The sequence below is a fragment of the Vibrio sp. BS-M-Sm-2 genome, assembly GCF_041504345.1.
GTDB classification, from domain to species: Bacteria; Pseudomonadota; Gammaproteobacteria; order Enterobacterales; family Vibrionaceae; genus Vibrio; species Vibrio satsumensis.
On record NZ_CP167894.1, the window covers coordinates 1,730,879 to 1,749,353 of the forward strand.

At 46.5% G+C, this 18,475-nt stretch carries 16 protein-coding genes and 1 riboswitch; of the genes, 10 read left to right on the forward strand and 6 right to left on the reverse strand.

Translation table 11 applies throughout. From position 1 onward, the window contains the following. Window positions 1-36: 36 nt before the first annotated feature. A riboswitch (purine riboswitch) is annotated at window positions 37-136 on the reverse strand. A 324-nt stretch (window positions 137-460) separates the two neighbouring features. The 4 genes from gmk (at window position 461) to recG (ending at window position 6,198) form a co-directional block, all read left to right on the forward strand. Further along, complete coding sequence (gene gmk, locus AB8613_RS07795) at window positions 461-1,084, forward strand: guanylate kinase (RefSeq protein ID WP_048661314.1); 624 nt, start codon at window positions 461-463, stop codon at window positions 1,082-1,084. Between the two features lie 119 nt (window positions 1,085-1,203). After that, a complete protein-coding gene (gene rpoZ, locus AB8613_RS07800; RefSeq protein WP_009848003.1) occupies window positions 1,204-1,476 on the forward strand; it encodes a DNA-directed RNA polymerase subunit omega in 273 nt (90 codons plus the stop codon). Window positions 1,477-1,515: 39 nt separating this feature from the next. Then, on the forward strand, window positions 1,516-3,642 hold the full coding sequence (gene spoT, locus AB8613_RS07805; RefSeq protein ID WP_048607651.1) for a bifunctional GTP diphosphokinase/guanosine-3',5'-bis pyrophosphate 3'-pyrophosphohydrolase: 2,127 nt from the start codon (window positions 1,516-1,518) through the stop codon (window positions 3,640-3,642). 477 nt (window positions 3,643-4,119) lie between these two features. Then, complete coding sequence (gene recG, locus AB8613_RS07810; RefSeq protein ID WP_372384772.1) at window positions 4,120-6,198, forward strand: ATP-dependent DNA helicase RecG; 2,079 nt, start codon at window positions 4,120-4,122, stop codon at window positions 6,196-6,198. Between the two features lie 74 nt (window positions 6,199-6,272). Here the strand turns inward: recG and envZ are convergent, their stop codons facing one another. Then, on the reverse strand, window positions 6,273-7,568 hold the full coding sequence (gene envZ / locus AB8613_RS07815; RefSeq protein ID WP_048661311.1) for a two-component system sensor histidine kinase EnvZ: 1,296 nt from the start codon (window positions 7,566-7,568) through the stop codon (window positions 6,273-6,275). Between the two features lie 168 nt (window positions 7,569-7,736). Next, the gene (gene ompR, locus AB8613_RS07820) at window positions 7,737-8,456 is read right to left on the reverse strand and encodes a two-component system response regulator OmpR (protein ID WP_008218409.1); all 720 of its coding nucleotides are present in this window, start codon (window positions 8,454-8,456) and stop codon (window positions 7,737-7,739) included. Between the two features lie 178 nt (window positions 8,457-8,634). On the opposite strand from ompR, the gene greB reads away from it, so the two are divergent. Both greB and AB8613_RS07830 read left to right on the forward strand, forming a co-directional pair. Next, a complete protein-coding gene (greB, locus tag AB8613_RS07825; protein WP_372384773.1) occupies window positions 8,635-9,117 on the forward strand; it encodes a transcription elongation factor GreB in 483 nt (160 codons plus the stop codon). A gap of 685 nt (window positions 9,118-9,802) precedes the next feature. After that, a complete protein-coding gene (locus tag AB8613_RS07830) occupies window positions 9,803-12,133 on the forward strand; it encodes a Tex family protein (protein WP_372384774.1) in 2,331 nt (776 codons plus the stop codon). Between the two features lie 140 nt (window positions 12,134-12,273). Here the strand turns inward: AB8613_RS07830 and AB8613_RS07835 are convergent, their stop codons facing one another. Both AB8613_RS07835 and bioH read right to left on the reverse strand, forming a co-directional pair. Then, window positions 12,274-12,747 carry an ATP-dependent Lon protease gene (locus AB8613_RS07835; RefSeq protein ID WP_146491984.1) on the reverse strand — a complete coding sequence of 158 codons (474 nt, stop codon included), beginning with the start codon at window positions 12,745-12,747 and terminating at the stop codon, window positions 12,274-12,276. A 339-nt stretch (window positions 12,748-13,086) separates the two neighbouring features. After that, window positions 13,087-13,863 (reverse strand): pimeloyl-ACP methyl ester esterase BioH, encoded by a 777-nt coding sequence (gene bioH, locus AB8613_RS07840; protein ID WP_372384775.1) that lies wholly within the window; start codon window positions 13,861-13,863, stop codon window positions 13,087-13,089. 93 nt (window positions 13,864-13,956) lie between these two features. On the opposite strand from bioH, the gene AB8613_RS07845 reads away from it, so the two are divergent. From AB8613_RS07845 to cysQ, 4 genes are all read left to right on the forward strand, one after another. After that, the gene (locus AB8613_RS07845; RefSeq protein WP_372384776.1) at window positions 13,957-14,670 is read left to right on the forward strand and encodes a ComF family protein; all 714 of its coding nucleotides are present in this window, start codon (window positions 13,957-13,959) and stop codon (window positions 14,668-14,670) included. Window positions 14,671-14,780: 110 nt separating this feature from the next. Next, the gene (nfuA, locus tag AB8613_RS07850) at window positions 14,781-15,365 is read left to right on the forward strand and encodes a Fe-S biogenesis protein NfuA (RefSeq protein ID WP_026084098.1); all 585 of its coding nucleotides are present in this window, start codon (window positions 14,781-14,783) and stop codon (window positions 15,363-15,365) included. 313 nt (window positions 15,366-15,678) lie between these two features. After that, complete coding sequence (gene nudE, locus AB8613_RS07855) at window positions 15,679-16,230, forward strand: ADP compounds hydrolase NudE (RefSeq protein WP_060983216.1); 552 nt, start codon at window positions 15,679-15,681, stop codon at window positions 16,228-16,230. Between the two features lie 36 nt (window positions 16,231-16,266). Continuing rightward, window positions 16,267-17,094: a 3'(2'),5'-bisphosphate nucleotidase CysQ gene (gene cysQ, locus AB8613_RS07860; protein ID WP_372384777.1), complete on the forward strand. Its 828-nt coding sequence runs from the start codon at window positions 16,267-16,269 to the stop codon at window positions 17,092-17,094. A 103-nt stretch (window positions 17,095-17,197) separates the two neighbouring features. Here the strand turns inward: cysQ and AB8613_RS07865 are convergent, their stop codons facing one another. Both AB8613_RS07865 and AB8613_RS07870 read right to left on the reverse strand, forming a co-directional pair. Then, entirely contained in the window at window positions 17,198-17,977 is a 780-nt protein-coding gene (locus AB8613_RS07865) for a type II secretion system protein N (RefSeq protein WP_372384778.1), read from the reverse strand. A gap of 1 nt (window position 17,978) precedes the next feature. After that, window positions 17,979-18,467 carry a type II secretion system protein M gene (locus AB8613_RS07870; RefSeq protein ID WP_372384779.1) on the reverse strand — a complete coding sequence of 163 codons (489 nt, stop codon included), beginning with the start codon at window positions 18,465-18,467 and terminating at the stop codon, window positions 17,979-17,981. Between the last annotated feature and the right edge of the window lie 8 nt (window positions 18,468-18,475).

Sequence of the window (18,475 nt, forward strand, 5' to 3'; positions counted from 1 at the left end):
AAGAATTTGGTGATTCAAATGCTGTGAGAATAGAGAAGTCTCTACACTAAAAACTGTAGTCACCAAGGTAGGCTCGGTAGTAGAAACATCTAGTCCATATCACTAGACATATACAGCATTTAATCGTTTGCGCGGATTGTAAGGATTGAGATTAAAACTTCAACAAATTTTGTCCAGATCACATAAAAAAGTACCGATGACCAGTCATTACATTTCTACAAAGATCCTCATGAAGATCATTCGCCAATAAATAACGATCAAGCCAGTTGTTCTCAATCATCTAAATATGCTACTCTTCGCCTCCATTTTTCTGACCTAATTTTCACCAGTTGCTTCTATTAGTTTTACTCGTTATCTCTTTATAGACGTAACCAACGGAACAACAATTAGAGTCAGTGCTATCTTTTATAGTGTAGGTCTATTGCCTTCACTCAATCCAACCAACAGTGGAAATATACAGATGGGCAAAGGTACTCTTTACATCGTATCTGCACCTAGTGGCGCAGGTAAGTCGAGCTTGATCTCAGCAATGCTAGAAACCAATCCAACCTACGCAATGAAGGTATCTGTTTCACACACCACTCGCGGTATGCGCCCTGGTGAAGAGAATGGTGTTCACTACCACTTTGTAGAAAAACATCACTTCGAAGATCTTATTGGTAAAGGTGAGTTCCTAGAGTACGCTGAAGTGTTCGGCAACTACTACGGCACTTCACGCGTTTGGATTGAAGAAAACCTAGACCGCGGTATCGATGTATTCCTAGATATCGACTGGCAAGGCGCTCGTCAGATCCGTGAACAAATGCCTCAAGCGAAGAGTGTATTCATTCTTCCACCATCAAATGGTGAGCTAGAGCGTCGTTTGAATGTTCGCGGTCAAGATAGCGACGAAGTTATTGCGAAACGCATGAGCGAAGCAAAATCAGAGATTTCTCACTATGCAGAATATGATTATGTGATCGTGAATGATGACTTTGATGCAGCCCTAATGGACTTCAGAGCTATCATTCGTGCGGAACGTTTAAAAGAAGATAAGCAAGCAGCGAAATACAGCGGCATGCTTACTGCTTTATTAGCGGAATAATCTAGATCCCCTAGATTTTCCATTGAGATAAGTATACGGTGATCTAGAAAGTCTCTAGTTAAACTTGTATACTTTCTCGTCATCAAAAATTTATTAGTTAATTACTATTTGGAGTCCTCATGGCACGCGTAACTGTTCAAGACGCTGTTGAAAAAGTTGGCAACCGTTTCGACCTAGTTCTTATTGCGGCTCGCCGCGCACGTCAAATGCAAACTGGCGGTAAAGATTCACTAGTGCCTGAAGAAAACGATAAACCAACGGTTATCGCTCTTCGCGAAATCGAAGAAGGTCTTATCACTAAAGACGTACTAGATGCTCGTGAGCGTCAAGAGCAACAAGAGCAAGAAGCGGCTGAACTTGCAGCAGTAAGCAGCATCGCTCACACTCGTTAAAAGCGTCATTCGAACTAATTAACCTTCCGGGCCTTTAATTTGTATCTATTCGATAGCCTCAAAGACGTTGCCCAAGAATACCTAACAGAGCCTCAAATTGAGGCTCTGCGTCAATCTTATGTGGTAGCGAGAAACGCCCATGAAGGGCAAACCCGTTCAACGGGTGAACCATACATAATCCACCCTGTTGCTGTTTCAAGAATCCTGGCAGAAATGCGTCTGGATATCGAAACCCTGCAAGCAGCCCTACTCCACGATGTAATTGAAGATACTGAAGTTACAAAAGAGGAGCTAGAAGCTCAATTTGGCAATACTGTTGCTGAACTGGTTGATGGTGTATCTAAGCTGGATAAGCTTAAATTTCGTGATCGCAAAGAAGCGCAAGCAGAGAACTTCCGCAAGATGGTTCTCGCCATGGTGCAAGACATCCGCGTTATCTTGATCAAATTAGCTGACCGTACTCACAACATGCGTACACTTGGGGCTCTTCGTCCTGATAAAAAGCGTCGTATTGCTCGTGAAACCCTCGAGATTTATTCTCCGCTAGCTCACCGTCTTGGTATTCATAACATCAAGACCGAACTAGAAGAGCTGGGATTTGAAGCCCTTTATCCTAACCGTTATCGCGTACTTAAAAACGTAGTGAAAGCTGCGCGTGGTAACCGTAAGGAGATGATCCAACGTATCCATAGCGAAATTGAAGGCCGTCTCGAAGAAGTCGGTTTGCCTGCTCGCGTACTTGGTCGTGAAAAGAACCTGTTCTCCATCTATAACAAGATGAAAACTAAAGAGCAGCGCTTCCACACCATTATGGACATCTACGCTTTCCGCGTGGTGGTTGATACCCCAGATACTTGTTATCGCGCACTTGGTCAGGCTCACAGCCTATACAAGCCTCGCCCTGGCCGCATGAAAGATTACATTGCGGTACCAAAAGCCAACGGCTACCAATCTCTGCATACGTCAATGATCGGCCCTCATGGGGTGCCAGTTGAGGTTCAGATCCGTACTGAAGATATGGATCAAATGGCAGACAAAGGTGTCGCGGCGCACTGGTCTTACAAAGGCAATGGTTCGCGTAGCAGTAATGGCACAACCGCACAGGTTAAAGCACAACGTTGGATGCAGAGCTTACTTGAGCTGCAACAAAGCGCGGGTAACTCATTCGAGTTCATTGAAAACGTTAAGTCTGATCTGTTCCCAGATGAAATCTTTGTATTCACGCCGAAAGGTCGCATTGTCGAACTTCCTGCGGGCGCAACAGCGGTCGATTTTGCTTACGCGGTACATACCGATGTCGGCAACATGTGTGTAGGTGCTCGTGTAGACATGAACCCTTACCCACTCAGCAAGTCGCTGAAGAATGGCCAAACGATTGAGATCATCAGTGCTCCGGGCGCGCGTCCGAATGCAGCATGGCTCAACTACGTGGTGACATCACGTGCGCGCACTAAGATCCGACAGGTTCTGAAAACCATGCGTCGTGAAGAATCGATTACTTTAGGTCGTCGTCTACTGAATCACGCACTTGGCGAACACTCGATTGGCGATATCGGCCAAGAGAACGTTGAACATGTTTTGTCTGATCTGCGTCTCGATAACATTGAAGACTTACTAGCATCGATTGGTCTTGGTGAGCTGATGAGTATCGTGATTGCTCGTCGCCTACTGGGTGATGCTGACGAACTCACTGAAGTGGAAAACAACAGCGATACACCAAGGAAGAAACTTCCTATCCGTGGTGCTGAAGGTCTACTGCTGACGTTCGCCAACTGTTGTCACCCGATTCCAGATGATCACATCATTGCCCATGTATCTCCAGGTCGTGGCCTTGTGGTTCACCGTGAAACGTGTCCAAACGTTCGTGGTTACCAGAAAGAACCAGACAAATACATGGCGGTTGAATGGTCTGATGATTACGACCAAGAGTTCACAGCTGAGCTTCAGGTTGATCTGCAGAATCACCAAGGTGCACTGGCTGAGCTAACTAATGTTATCTCGAAAACAGGCTCTAACATTCACGGTATTTCTACCGAAGAACGTGACGGTCGCCTGTACACAGTGACTATCTTGCTGACCACTAAAGATCGTGTTCATCTTGCAAGCATTATGAAAAAGCTACGTGTGATGCCACACGCGCTGAAAGTAAGACGTCGTAAGAACTGATCCAAAAGCAGATGAGAGATACGAGTCTCGAGATGCGAAGAGCACAAGCTTTTCACTACTCAACTCTCCGTATTTCGAGTCTGCTTTAATTTTTTGTACCGCCCTGTTCTTTTCTTAGCTCGCTTACCCACATCCCGAATCCGCTCTTAATCTTTTCGTATCCCTTTCACTTGCATCTCTTATCTGCCCTTTATCTCTTCTCATCTCGTTTACTCTCATCCCGAATCTGCTCTTATCTCTTCGTATCCCGTTTACCCGTATCCCGAATCCGCTCTTAATCTTTTCGTACCCCTTTCACTTGCATCTCTTATCTGCCCTTTATCTCTTCTCATCTCGTTTACTCTCATCCCGCATCTGCCCTTAATCTTTTCGAATCTCGTTTACTCGCATCCCGTATCTGCTTCTAAGCTTTATCCTGTACAAAAATCCAGTAAAATGCTTGAATAGATCATCTCTCTTACGTTTATGAGCCTTGTTATGTCACAGCTTTTATCTGCTATCCCTCTCAACTCTTTATCTGGAGTCGGCGCTAAAGTCGCAGAGAAACTGGAGAAGGTTGGGCTTAATAACGTACAAGACCTGCTATTTCATCTCCCTTTACGCTATGAAGATAGAACACGCATCTATCCGATCGTAAAACTGCACGCTGGCCTTTGGGCTGCGGTGCAAGGCAAGGTGATGCATGTTGATACCATTTTCGGTAAACGTAAGATGCTCGCAGTAAAGATCAGTGATGGGAATGGCACCATTACCCTACGCTTTTTCAACTTCACTGCCGGAATGAAGAATAACTTTGCCGAAGGCAAACAAGTACACGCCTACGGTGAAATCAAGCGCGGCAATATGGGGCTGGAGATCGTCCACCCTGACTACAAGTTCTTTGCCCCAAGGCAGCAGCCAGATGTTGAAGCGAACCTAACGCCGGTGTACCCAACCACTGAAGGGCTAAGACAAGTCACACTGCGTAACCTGACAGACCAAGCGTTAGAGCTTATCGACAAAGCAGCCGTCAATGAGTTGCTACCATCTGGTTTATACGATCACCAAATCACCCTAGCACAAGCGCTGCATACCATTCACAGACCACCTCCGGGCATTGACCTAGAGCTGTTTGATGAAGGTAAACACCCTGCACAGCTGCGCCTAATTATGGAAGAGTTACTGGCTCAAAACCTGTCGATGTTGTCGGTTCGTAGCAAAGGGCAACAAGACAAAGCGATGCCATTTCCCCCAGCGAACACCTTGAAAGGTAAGTTATTGGCTCAGCTGCCATTTTCTCCAACCAATGCTCAAGCACGAGTGACTAAAGAGATTGAAGCTGACTTAGAAAAACCACATCCAATGATGCGTTTAGTACAAGGGGATGTAGGTTCAGGTAAAACCTTGGTTGCTGCACTGGCGGCGGTTCGCGCATTAGAACATGGTCAGCAAGTAGCACTGATGGCACCAACCGAGCTATTGGCTGAACAGCACGCGATCAATTTCGCCAATTGGTTTGAAGCGATGGGCATTCAAGTCGGTTGGTTGGCAGGCAAACTCAAAGGTAAAGCTCGTGAGACTGAGCTAGCGCGAATTGCCAGCGGCGAAGCGCAAATGGTGGTCGGTACTCATGCCCTATTCCAAGAACACGTCGAGTTCAAAAACCTTGGCTTAGTGATCATTGATGAGCAACACCGATTTGGTGTCCATCAGCGATTAGAGCTGCGTGAAAAAGGCGCGAAACAAGGCTATTACCCTCACCAATTGGTGATGACGGCAACGCCAATCCCACGAACGCTCGCAATGACGGCCTATGCCGATCTCGAAACCTCAATTATTGATGAGCTGCCACCGGGGCGAACCCCGATTCAAACCGTAGCGATTCCTGATACCAAACGTGATGACATTGTTGAGCGGGTGCGCAATGCGTGTCTCAATGAGGGCAAGCAAGCCTATTGGGTGTGTACGCTAATTGATGAGTCAGAAGTATTAGAAGCTCAAGCCGCGGCTGACACAGCAGAAGAGCTGCAACGAAAGCTGCCAGATGTGAAAATTGGCTTGGTGCATGGCCGAATGAAACCTGCCGAGAAGCAGGCAGTAATGCAGGAATTCAAAGAGAACAAACTGCACCTATTGGTTGCGACAACCGTGATTGAAGTGGGTGTGGATGTACCAAATTCGAGCTTAATGATCATCGAGAACCCAGAACGTCTTGGCCTAGCTCAACTTCACCAATTACGCGGTCGTGTTGGCCGTGGTTCAGTCGCAAGCCACTGTGTGCTGCTGTATCACTCTCCACTATCAAAAACCGCTCAGAAGCGCTTAGGGGTACTGCGTGAAAGTAACGATGGCTTTGTGATTGCTCAGCGAGACCTAGAGATCCGTGGCCCAGGTGAGCTACTTGGCACTAAACAGACCGGCTTGGCTGACTTTAAGATTGCCGACTTAATACGAGACCAACGTTTAATCCCTGAAGTACAGCGTATCGCCCGCCATATTCACGATAGCTTCCCAGACAATGCTAAGGCGATCATCAATCGCTGGTTAGGCGAGCGCGATGTCTATTCTAAAGCGTAATTAGCCATTATATTCCCGCTTAAAACGTAGAAAGGCTTCCTCAAGGAAGCCTTTTTAGTGCGTATAGTACAAGCCTAAGGTTTCACAGGGAAACTGATCTGCGCTTTTAAGCCACCTTCACTGCGGTTATTGACCACTACCGCACCTTGATGCTGGCTAACAATACGTTTCACAATTGCCAAGCCCAAGCCCGTACCTTCGCTGCCACGAGCCGTGTCACCACGTGTGAAGGGTTCAAACAACTTACCGATCTGGTCTTGTGGAATACCCGGACCATTATCTTCTACCGTAACCCAAGCTAACTTGTTATCTGCCGTCATGCCGGTCGATACCTTGACCCAGCCATTACCATAGCGCAGCGCGTTCACCACCAAGTTACTCACTGCACGCTTCATTGCGATCGGGTTGCCCAACGCAGGTTTCATGGTTTCTGGAATATCGGTTTCAATCTGGACCTCATAGCCACCTTCAGAGCTAGAGACTTCTCGCGCAATATCATCGACAAACACCGCTTGGAATGAGTCTCTGTCAACAGGCTTTAGGTAATCCATGAACTGACTGATGATCTCGTTACACTCTTCGGTATCACTGATGATGCCTTCCGCTAAGTAGCTGTCTTCTGGCGACATCATCTCGGTTGCTAAGCGAATACGCGTTAACGGAGTACGCAAATCATGACTGATTCCTGCCATCAACAAAGCGCGGTCTTCTTCCAATTCTTGTATGCCTTTCGACATTTGATTGAAAGCTCGTGTTACTGAGCGAATTTCTTGCGCACCTTGCACTGGCAATGGCGGTGGAATATCGCCGCGCCCGACACCTTGCGCGGCTTTCTCTAGCGCTATCAACGGCCGGTTTTGTAAGCGGATAAACAACCAACCACCTACGACAATCAACAACGCCATGATCAGACTGTTACGAAATAGTGGTGCAAAATCTTCTTCTTGCAACTCAGAAAGAGGAATACGAATCAGAGAGTTGGGCAGCTGCGCAATGTCCATCCACAACACATAGCTCTCTTTACCTAGAATCAACCGTACTTCGGTTTCAGAGCCTAGCTCTTTGGTCATCTCCTCGCTCATCAAGTCAATCGCAACCGCGTGGTAATACTCACCCGCCGCTTCACTGTTTTTCGCGTGAACGGTTACCCCGAGTTGTTCAAGTACACGCTGACGCAATGGCGCATCAATCTCGATATCACTGCCTTGGTCTAATACTAGATTTAACTCATGCGCCAGAATCTTATTAAACTGCTGCAAACTCGGCATCAATGCATAGTTAAACACTGCGTAGTAAGAAAAGATTTGGCTAGCGACCAAGAGCGTTAAGAAAAGCACTATCGACTGAGTAAAGGAGCTACGTATGCGCATAGAAGACCTAAAATGGAGGTTAGGGAAACAGAGACATGATAGAAACTATAACTCTAATCTCTTGTGCTGAATACAAAACGGGCCATCACATATCAATGAGATGGCCCGTAAATAGAGAATTCTGAATCACAGAATCAATAAAGCTGCTGTCGAGCTTTTAATACTAGATTACACAGCCTTACCATCAGGAACGAAGACATAACCTAAGCCCCACACTGTTTGGATATAGCGAGGTTTGCTTGGGTCTTCTTCCACTAGACGACGCAGACGTGAAATCTGAACATCGATAGAACGTTCCATCGCTGAATACTCACGGCCACGAGCCATGTTCATCAGCTTATCGCGAGACATTGGCTCACGCGCGTTAGTTACCAGTGACTTAAGTACTGCAAATTCGCCCGAAGTAAGCGGCATTGGCTCTTCACCACGGAACATTTCACGTGTACCTAGGTTCAGGCGGAACTCACCAAACTCAACCACAGACTCTTCTGTACTTGGCGCGCCTGGTGCTTCAATTACTTGGCGACGCAGTACCGCTTTAATGCGAGCAAGCAGTTCACGTGGGTTAAATGGTTTTGGCAGGTAATCATCAGCCCCCACTTCCAAGCCCACAATACGATCCACTTCATCACCCTTTGCAGTAAGCATCAGGATTGGTAGCGAGTTGTTTGCGTTTCGTAGACGGCGACAAATAGATAGACCATCTTCGCCCGGCAACATCAAATCCAATACCATCAAGTGAAAATTTTCACGGGTTAACAGGCGGTCCATCTGCTCACTGTTTGCCACGCTACGCACTTGAAAGCCTTGCTCTGACAGATAGCGTTCTAACAGTGCACGTAAACGAGCATCGTCATCGACCACTAAAATTTTGTAGTTTTCTTGCATGTAATGGTTCCACCTATTAAAGCTTAAACCTAAGGTTAAGCATTCTTGGTACATTGTATATTGGTATAAGACATTAAAAATGTAACATTATTGGAGAAAAAGTCGCCTAAATAATTGTTAACGTATGTTGCCTTTCTATATATTCTATCTTAGATCATCATTTCATTAAGTCAGATTTATGAAAACCAAACTTATCACCCGAGAAGGTTATAACAAGCTCAAAGCAGAGCATGACCACTTGTGGCACGAGAAGCGTCCTGAAATTACTAAGATAGTCACTTGGGCTGCAAGCCTTGGAGATCGTTCAGAAAACGCAGATTACACCTTCAATAAACGTTTGCTTCGTCAGATTGATCGCCGTGTGCGTTTCTTAAGAAAGTTCCTACCTGATGTCACGATCGTGGATTACTCTCCACAACAAGAAGGTAAGGTATTTTTCGGTGCTTGGGTCGAAATTGAGAATGATGATGGGGAAATTAAGAAGTTTCGCATTGTTGGGCCTGAAGAGATCTACGGCGATGCTAAAGGTTATATCTCTATCGACTCGCCAATGGCTAGAGCTCTGCTCAAGAAAGAAGTGGATGAGGAGTTTACGGTAACCACACCGGAAGGCGACAAAGAGTGGTTCATTAACGCGATTCACTACGTAGACAACGCGTAGGGCTTATTGCGCATTGCATATTTCATAGCGTGATTAACCGGTCATCACAGATCGAGCAGGCAAAATCACAAACGCCAGATAAAAGAAAACCCCGCTAGGCTTTCGCCTGACGGGGTTAAGTCTCTATCGCAGCAATCCGGCTACTGTTTATCTCTTCGAGATAAGGTGCTCCCTGCATCTTTCCTTGATAGTGGCTAAATCCTTTAACCAATTTCCTTTTTGTTCATCGCCATCCTAGCGGTGTCCATTCTAGCCTGTCATCCTGACTGGCGAATCTCATCCAGAGATTATAACTTCCTTGCTGACCACTCATCCTAAGTAATCAAATCTTCATCCTGAAGATACCTAGTCCATTAGGCTTTTTCCTGTTCCTGCCAACTCCCTGTCGACAAGTTAAATATTACGGTAATTGAGCGAGTTTCCTAGATAGTCCCAAAAAACATTTCAGGTGAGAAATATACCCGCAAACACTCAACATAATAAAATCAGCAACTTAAGTTAATATTAAGACGATTTCATCGGTTTAAAGTGACTTAGTCTCACATCACTTGTAAGAGATCTCGCACAAAGCGGGTATCACAAACGGAAATTCGACTTCTGACAGGATAATTACACAGTCCAAGCTAGAAAAAGCGTACGCTCACCCCCATGTATTTGTCATGATATTAAATAAGAGATTCATCGGATGAGCCAAGCTATCTGTCGACTGATCGCTGAAGAACTGAATGTCCGTTCTGAGCAAGTCACTGCCGCAGTAAACCTAATTGACGACGGTAATACCGTTCCCTTTATTGCCCGCTACCGTAAAGAAGTTACGGGTGGCTTAGACGATACCCAACTACGTAACCTTGATAGCCGCCTTTCTTACCTACGCGAGCTAGACGATCGTCGCCAAACGATTCTTAAGTCGATTCAAGACCAAGGCAAACTCACGCCAGAACTCGAGCGTGATATCACTCAGGCAGACAGCAAGACTCGCCTAGAAGATTTATACCTGCCTTACAAACCAAAGCGCCGCACCAAAGGTCAGATCGCGATTGAAGCAGGCTTAGAGCCACTTGCCGATACGCTATGGAATGAACCACAGCACGACCCGGAAACGGAAGCAGCGAACTTCATTAGCAACGATAAAGGCATTGCCGATACCAAAGCTGCACTCGATGGCGCACGTGCGATCATCATGGAACGCATTGCGGAAGACGCAAACCTGCTTGAAAAGATTCGTCAACACCTAAACCGTAATGCAGAGCTTGGTGCTCGTGTTGTGGCTGGCAAAGAGAACGAAGGTGAGAAATTCAAAGACTACTTCGAGCACAACGAAGCTCTTAGCAAAGTACCGTCTCACCGTGCGCTTGCAATGCTGCGTGGCCGCAATGAAGGCTTCCTAACACTGGCGATGAACGCTGACCCGGATCAAGAAGAAGGTGTACGTGGTTCATACTGCGAGAACATCATCTCTGATCACTACGGTATTACCCTAAGCAGCGCACCTGCGGATGCATGGCGTAAGCAAGTGATCAGCTGGGCATGGCGCATCAAGGTTTCTATGCACATGGAAACCGAATTGATGGGCGCGATGAAAGAGCGTGCTGAGATCGAAGCGATTGAAGTGTTCGCCACCAACCTTAAAGATCTGCTAATGGCAGCACCAGCTGGTCCTCGTGCCACATTAGGCTTAGATCCAGGTTTACGTACCGGTTCAAAAATCGCCGTTGTGGATTCAACTGGTAAGGTTCTAGCGACAGAAACTATTTACCCTCACCCACCACAAAAGCAATACGACAAATCAGCACACGTTGTTGAACAGATGGTTCGTCAGTTCAACGTTGACCTGATTGCGATTGGTAACGGTACGGCTTCACGCGAAACCGACAGTTTTGTGGCTGATGTGATTAAGCGCGGCAACCTAAAAGCGCAAAAAATTATTGTTAGCGAAGCAGGTGCTTCAGTTTATTCAGCGTCTGAGCTAGCGGCGAAAGAGTTCCCGAACATGGACGTATCGATCCGTGGTGCAGTATCTATCGCTCGTCGTCTACAAGATCCATTGGCTGAGCTTGTGAAGATTGACCCTAAATCGATCGGTGTGGGTCAATACCAACATGACGTTAGCCAAACTATGCTTGCTAAGCGCCTAGATGCGATTGTCGAAGACTGTGTAAACGCGGTTGGTGTTGATGTGAATACCGCTTCGGCTGCGCTACTGACTCGCGTAGCTGGCCTTTCTAGCACCATCGCTCAGAACATCGTGGATTTCCGTGATGAGAATGGTCGCTTCGAAGCACGTACTACGCTGAAGAAAGTCGCTCGCTTGGGGCCAAAAGCCTTTGAACAGTGTGCTGGTTTCCTACGTATTATGGATGGTAAGAACCCGTTAGATGCATCATCGGTTCACCCAGAAGCTTACCCAGTAGTGAAAACTATCGCTGAGAAAAACCAAAAAGACATCAAATCTCTGGTGGGTAACACCGACTTCTTACGTGGTTTACACGCGGTTGATTACACCAATGAAAACTTTGGTGTACCAACGGTCACCGACATCATCAAGGAGCTGGATAAGCCGGGACGCGACCCTCGCCCTGAGTTCAAGACTGCAACCTTCGCAGATGGCGTAAACAGCGTTTCAGACCTAGAACCAGGCATGATTCTAGAAGGCGTGGTGTCGAACGTGGCCAACTTTGGTGCCTTCGTGGATATTGGTGTTCACCAAGATGGCCTAGTGCACATTTCAGCGCTCACCGATCGCTTTGTCTCTGACCCACGTGAAGTGGTTAAAGCGGGCGACATCGTGAAAGTGAAGGTGATGGAAGTGGATGTTCAGCGTAAACGTATTGCACTCAGCATGCGTATGAAGGACGAGCCGGGACAAGACAACCGTGCTCAACGTTCAAGTGCACCTCGCACGCAAAACCGCTCAAATCAAAATTCACAAGGTGGCCAACGCCGTCGTGAAGAGCCACAAAAAAATGCCGCAATGGGTGGCGCATTCGCTGCTGCTTTTGCTAAAGCGAAAAAATAATCCGTTAGCGTATCTGAAAAACTGAATCGCCTAAAACAGAAAACCTGCATCCCTTAGGGTATGCAGGTTTTTATTATGTGTTCAAAAAAGACATAGAAGCTTGGTTGTATTCTGCGCGTTCTAATCACAACACGATCGTTTTACAAAACAACTAGCATCTCTGATGGAGCATGAGGCGCAACAGCATGACCATAATGATATTTTATGACCTTACGTCGTTTCTCCATCTGTCCCTCCTGAATCGCCGCATCTAAAACATGCTTTGGCAGGCGAAAACGCATGGTATAGCCCTTTCCTTGGTCAGCACTGTAAGTTCTCAGTGCCAACAAGCTGAACAGCCTATCAAAAGGATCTTGTGACTCTTCTTGGCTAATCGAATTGGCCTCTGACTCGTTCTCCATTTCATAACCAGGATGGTCTGAAGGATCCCAAGCCGACTGCTGCCTTCGCTTATCGTCCGACTTTACCTTTCGCTCTGCATTGGTTTTCGCCAACGCTACTGCGGGAGCAACAGGCTCTCGAACTCTATTATCACGCGCAACTTGCTCTGTTTGCACATTAACGGACGGGGCGATAAGTGGCACACTCACTGCAGTTGCAGGTGACACAATCATCGCGAACTCCTCAAGAATCGCCCATCGTTATTGCTATAACGCTGTTGTACTGTGAGTCAGCACAACAGGCATAGCCCAACTTACCGCAATCAGCTCAGGAGAGAGTTAGGTCTGAGTATCAAGCAACACGTTGGTGTTATACCAATCGTAGTAAATAACTGATCATCCTAGCTTGTTAAAATACTCGATAACGGCGTTAGATTTTTTGATTGTAGAATAACTACTTATCGAAAAACTCTGCCTTGTTCTCAAGCCTTTTTCCTACGCTATTTTTGAACACTTACTTACTGTGATTGGTATTAGCTTATATATCGACCAAGCCGGATATAAATTTAGCGATTATTTTTGCGCGAAGCTAACCAGTTCACTGCAAAAGGCATCGGCTTCGGTCATAAACGGCGCATGTGAAGACTGAGTAAAGATATATTGCTCGGTATGAGGCAAGGCTGCGCCCAAGTCTTTCGCAACCTTGATTGGCACCAATCCATCTAATCGGCCATACAAGCGCAACATTGGTACTGAAATCTCAGGCAGTTGTTCACGCAGGTCGACATCCGACAGCATCTTTAGTCCTGCCAATAATGAATCAGGGTTCGGTAATGGGCGAGACAGCACCGCTTGCTTGAGCTGTTTTACATCTTGTCTTGCTGAAGGGCTACCCATAGCTTGCAATGCCATAAAGCGTTCGATGGTGGTTTGGAAATCTTCAACCAGTTGTTCGGTGAATGCGCTTAATACGTTTGGCTGAATACCTCGCCATAACACTGGCTCTTTTGAGGCTGAGAATTTAGGAGAACTGGCGACAGTCACCAGTTTACTCACGTAGTCTGAGTGATGGAGAGCCATGTGCGTTGCGACCAAACCACCCAGTGACCAACCCACCCAAATAGCTTGTTTAGGCGCTTCGGCCAACAGCTGCTGAGCAATCTCTTCAAGATCTTGAGCGTGGCAGTGTGCGCTGTGTCCATATCCTGGTAAATCGACAACATGCACTCGGAAATCAGCTTGTAATACATTAACGGTTTGTTGCCACACCGCACCGTTCATTCCCCAGCCATGAACCAGTACTAAATCAGGCCCTTGCCCAGAAACATGCCAATATAACCCGTCACTCATTCTCAATATTCCCTACTTTTTTCATCGGCGATTATCTGTGCTTTTCAGTATGGTGAGTAAAAGGAACACCTTAACCCAAAAGCATCACGAGCTATGTTATCTGATTGGCTACAAAAACACACACCACGTCTGGTCACACCTCAATGCCACCTGTGCAAGCTAGATAAGTCGCATAGCGATGCTCACCCTCGATGGTGTGATTCTTGTCTTAATCTCTTTGAGTCAGTTCCTCGCTGCCAACGATGTGGTTTAAAAACACTGCTCACAGTAGAGCAGTGCGGACAGTGTTTATCTCAACCTCCACCTTGGCATCGTCTCTATTGCGTTGGGGATTACACCTTTCCAACAGCACGTTACATTCAACAAATGAAGTACGCCGATAAGTTTTGGTTTGCACGCGATCTGTCAAAGTTATTGGCTTCACGTATCGAGCACCCTGCTCCGCTGATCACCAGCGTACCTCTGCATTGGCGTCGATATATTCATCGTGCCTTTAATCAAAGTCAGCTGCTTGCTAATTACACAGCTCAAGAACTTGGCGTTAAAGATGAGGTGCTGTTCCGTCGAATTCGCTCAACCGCTTCTCAGCAAGGGCTGACTAAATCCGCACGCTTACTTAATCTAAAGAGCGCTTTTACGCTTCGAAAACAAGACTTTCAAGGAACTGTCCCTTCTCACGTCGCGATAATTGATGATGTTGTAACCACCGGCAGTACTGTGTATCAATTATGCCAATTACTACTTGAAGTGGGCGTTAAAAGGATTGATATTTACTGCATCTGCCGCACTCCTGAGCCCTCTGGATAAAAGCTGTGAATCACTACTTGTACAGCAATCCAACAAAAAAAGGGCTGAATTACAAAACTGACAGGAGTAGAATGGCGCTAATAGCCTACAAATTTACTCAGGTATTCGTCGTGTCAAATATTACTATTACAGAAACAGCTCAAACTCATTTTGCCAATCTGCTGTCACAGCAGCCTGAAGGTACAAACATTCGTGTATTCGTGGTAAACCCAGGTACGCAAAACGCAGAGTGTGGTGTTTCTTACTGCCCTACAGATGCTATTGAAGCATCTGACACAGAGCTAAAATTCGAAGCGTTCTCTGCATACGTAGATGAGCTAAGCCTACCGTTCCTAGATGAAGCTGAAATTGACTTCGTTACTGACAAAATGGGCTCTCAACTAACACTTAAAGCACCAAACGCTAAGATGCGTAAAGTATCAGACGATGCACCACTTCTAGAGCGTGTTGAATACGCAATCCAAACTCAAGTGAATCCACAGCTTGCTGGTCACGGCGGTCACGTTAGCTTGGTAGAAATCACTGAAGACGGTGCTGCTATCGTTGCATTCGGTGGCGGCTGTAACGGTTGTTCTATGGTTGATGTAACGCTAAAAGAAGGCATCGAGAAAGAACTTCTTCAACAATTCGAAGGTGAACTGACTGCTGTTCGTGATGCAACTGAGCACGATCGTGGTGAGCACTCTTACTACTAAGCTCTTTTACGACTAAGCACTCATGCAGTCTTAGTCAATAAAAAGTGAAAGATCCAATAAAAAGGTTGATGTGCAAGCATCAACCTTTTTGTGTTTAAAACAGCAGAAGCTCTTCCAAATAATATATTTCCCTTTCAATACCAATAATGACGGATGCGTTACCATTTAGAGTAAGGTATTCAAGTGATCGCAATCGGTTCCTGCTCTAATAATTCTAGGATATGAAAACTCGGATCTAGGAACTCAACGTCATTTCCCCTATATTAGAATGACTTTATAAGAAAGAATTCCAATGAGCTGAGGAGCGAGCGCAATGACAAAAAGGACCAAGCCAGAAATTTTGGCTCAGCAAACTGTCGCTCAATCAAAACTATTCTCGATCGAGTCTCTCGATTTACGCTTTTCAAACGGTGAACAGCGTACTTACGAACGTATGAAACCTAGCGGCCGCAACGCAGTAATGATGGTTCCGATTACTGAACAAGGCGATATTCTGTTAGTGCGTGAATACGCAGCAGGCACAGAACGCTATGAACTTGGCTTTCCGAAAGGGCTTATCGATCCAGGAGAGCAGCCAAACGAAGCCGCCGTTCGCGAACTCAAGGAAGAAATTGGCTTCGGTGCCAACAAGCTTACTCCGTTGAAAGAAGTGATCCTTGCGCCCTCTTACTTCTCTAGCAAAATGACGCTATTTATCGCAGAAGACCTCTACCCAGAGAAGCTAGAAGGTGATGAGCCTGAGCCACTAGACGTTGTGCGCTGGCCACTGGCTCAAGCCGAAGAACTGTTAACACATCTCGATTTCTGTGAGGCTCGCAGCATTACCGCCCTACTATTAACCCTTCGTGTCTTAACCAATAATTAGAACATTCAGGATCACTCGAAGAGTAAGAGAATATTTATGCCAATAACAAAAGATTTGTCTCACCTCCTACCCTCTGTCATTGAGATTGCTCGCTCTGCAGGACAACTGATTTTAGAGATCTACGAGAAAAAAGATTACGAAGAGTTCACTAAGAGTGATGACACACCAGTCACCAGTGCCGACCTTGCGGCACACAAGCTGATCTCGAAAAAGCTCAGTGAGCTCACGCCTGACATTCCAGTGCTGTCTGAAGAAGCCGCAGACATCAGCCTAGAGCAACGTTCTCAATGGAATCGCTACTGGTTAGTTGACCCACTGGACGGTACGCAGGAGTTCATTGCACGAAGTGGTGATTTCGCGACAATTATCGCCCTAATTGAACATAACAAGCCAGTAATGGGCGTGGTATATGCACCCGTTTCAGGCGTGAGCTATTACGCTTACAGTGGCAAAGGGGCTTGGAAGATCCCAGACCTTAATGACAGCGTTAAAATTAAAACGCATCGTCACGAGCTGCCAAACCAGTCAATCGCAATGGCGATCAGCCGTCGCCAAGACATCAATCGAATCACTAGCCATATGAGCTCAGCATGGAATTATGATTTAGTTCCTTTAGGCTCAGCAGCGCTTAAGGCATGTTTAGTAGCAGAAGGGGCTGTGGATTGTTATCTGCGCCTTGGACCAACCGGAGAGTGGGATACAGCGGCAACGCAGTGCATTGTTGAAGAAGCTGGCGGTCGCATCTTAAGTACTCAACTGGAACCGCTCTCTTATAATGAAAGAGAGACGCTTGAGAACCCGAACTTCATTGTGCTTGGTGATGCTGACTTACCGTGGGCAGAGATCTTACAAGGTAAAGACTAGGCGAGCTTGCTCGCTGTCACTCTCGACGATTCAAACAAAACGGGCACCTCAATGAGGTGCCCGTTTTTTATATCTCGTAATTTAGTAAGCCTTAGCTGTTTAGCTAAAAACGACCTTGATAAGTAAACTGGTACTTACCTTGGCTATCAGGATTGCCCAACCACTTAAGCTGACTCTGCATCGCTGATGGGAATTCAGCACCTGGCTTAAACCATGCCGCCGAGGTGTAGCTTTGATTTGGCGTTACGCTCGCTGAGAACTCACTGTCCACTTGCTCACTCTTCTGGATGCCTTTAGCTGCAATGGTGTTGTCTTCACAGGTAATATCCGCAATCACAGGGCCGAGGTCTAATGAACCCACTGGCGAGTCGACAGCTGCACCAGACCAAGCAAGCGTACCTTCGCCAGATTGGCACCAAGGCTGAACATGAACCGCATGTTTGATCGTCAGTTCAACTTGTCCTGCAATAGAAACAGGTACTGGGATAGCCGGTGCATATTTCATCACGTTTCTTGCTGGCATGGATGCGACTAAATTTTCCGCGTAAGCACCGCTCATGCTATATCCAACACGACCTTTACCGGATAAGTTCATATCGCTGTTACGACCAAAGCGAACCGCAAGCTCGGCTTTGGCTTGGAATAGTTTAGAGAACTGGAAGTCCCACTGCACTGAGCCGTAATTGACACGCTGCCACGCAATATTGTTAGCGCGACCTTGCCAAACGGTGCCCTCAACGCCTTCGATGCTTAAACCACGCACAGCGGGCGCATGCTTGAGAGCAAAAGCGGCAGGCAAGTGCAGCAACAGGCTGACTGAGAAAAAGACGATAAAGATGCCACTGAAGAGCAGGCCATACTTCAAAGATAAACCGCGTTTCACATTAACCTCGTTTAAACTGTAATCGGTTGACCTCAATAACCCCGGGGTTATCAGAGCGATCAATATCCATAAACTCAACCTCCACACCCTGTTTTTCTTTCAGGTATGTTAGCCAGTCAACGAACTTATTAAAAGGCACAGGTTTTACCCACACTTGCAACATTTCGCCACGTGGTTGCACGCGTATTAGCTCGATATTAAAGCGACGCATAGAAGCTGGTACAGATTGATTCAGAGGCTGGCTCGCACTGATGCCACCACTGCCTCGCAACTCAACCACTTCATTGGCTTTATTGGTTACCCAAGCTAGAAGTTGCTTCTCACTTTGAATACGGCTCTGCGCAAGTTCAACTCGCTGACTGAGTGGCTGGATTAACCCCCAATAAACAACACCGACCACCAATAGAATTGAGCAACCAATCACTAATCGTTGCTCTCTCTGACTTATTGAAGTCCACCACGCTTGGAGTGGCTCAATCATATTTCTCATCACTGATC